This is a genomic window from Rhodococcus jostii NBRC 16295 (genome assembly GCF_001894825.1).
GTDB lineage: Bacteria > Actinomycetota > Actinomycetes > Mycobacteriales > Mycobacteriaceae > Rhodococcus_F > Rhodococcus_F jostii.
In genome coordinates this window covers 1-988 of the sequence record NZ_BCWY01000250.1, presented here as the reverse complement: position 1 = coordinate 988, position 988 = coordinate 1, and the positions used below count along the sequence as shown (strand labels likewise).

Below are 988 nucleotides of genomic sequence, written 5' to 3'. Positions count from 1 at the left end.
ACCGCCGAGGGCGACTTCGGCGATGACGTCGCCCGTAGCGGGATCGCGGGTGGAAAAGTACTTCCCACTCTTACTGCGTTCGTCGTGTCCGCCTACGAACGTTTCGTACCGCTCTCGCATGGTGCTTCCTTTTCCGAGTGGTGCACCCGGGGGCCGGGCGCACCGCGTCTGTGCCGATTGTCGGCACGGTGTTTTCTGTTGTTAGCGTGGGTTGTTCCCGCGATTCCTGTCAAGGCCCGGTCGGGCCGCGATACCCGGTCGTGGGGTGCCCGAAAAACTCCGGCGTGCGGGCTGGGTGTGTGTTTCCTCCATTGGAGTACCACCCGGCCCGCACACCGGGGATCGGCTACGGGTGTGGCTGCGGTCGGGCGGGTTGGTCGCCGCCGTGTGTGTGGCCGTAGCTTTGCTTGGGTACGAGGACTTTGCGTCGGAAGATGCAGACGATCTGCCCGTCCTGCTTGTAGCCGCGGGTCTCGACGTGGACGACGCCTCGGTCGTTCTTGGACTTTGAGGGGGTGACGTCGAGGACCTCGGTTTCGCCGTAGATCGTGTCGCCGTGGAATGTCGGTGTGACGTGCCGCAGCGATTCGATTTCGAGGTTGGCGATCGCCTTGCCGGAGACGTCCTGTACGGACATTCCGAGTAGGAGTGAGTAGACGTAGTTGCCGACGACCACGTTGCGGCCGAATTCTGTTGTTTGTTCGGCGAAGTGGGAGTTGAGATGCAGCGGGTGGTGGTTCATCGTCAGCAGGCAGAACAGGTGATCGTCGTATTCGGTGACGGTCTTGCCTGGCCAGTGCTGGTAGATCGCTCCGACTTCGAATTCCTCGAAGTACCGACCGAACTGCATGTTCTGTACTTTTTCCGTGGTCGTCATCGTTCACACACCACTCTCTACGGTCTCGATGGGAGTTGGCGGGACGAGCATCGTGGTGAGATCCACGACCACGACGTCGTTCAGTGGCCCGGTGGCCGGGAACCTCATCTT

1 protein-coding gene is annotated in these 988 nt (G+C 61.3%); it reads right to left on the bottom strand.

What is annotated here, in order from left to right; all coding sequences use genetic code 11:
* Positions 1-346: 346 nt before the first annotated feature.
* Complete coding sequence (locus RJ1_RS45025) at positions 347-877, bottom strand: MaoC family dehydratase (protein WP_205415428.1); 531 nt, start codon at positions 875-877, stop codon at positions 347-349.
* Positions 878-988: the final 111 nt, after the last annotated feature.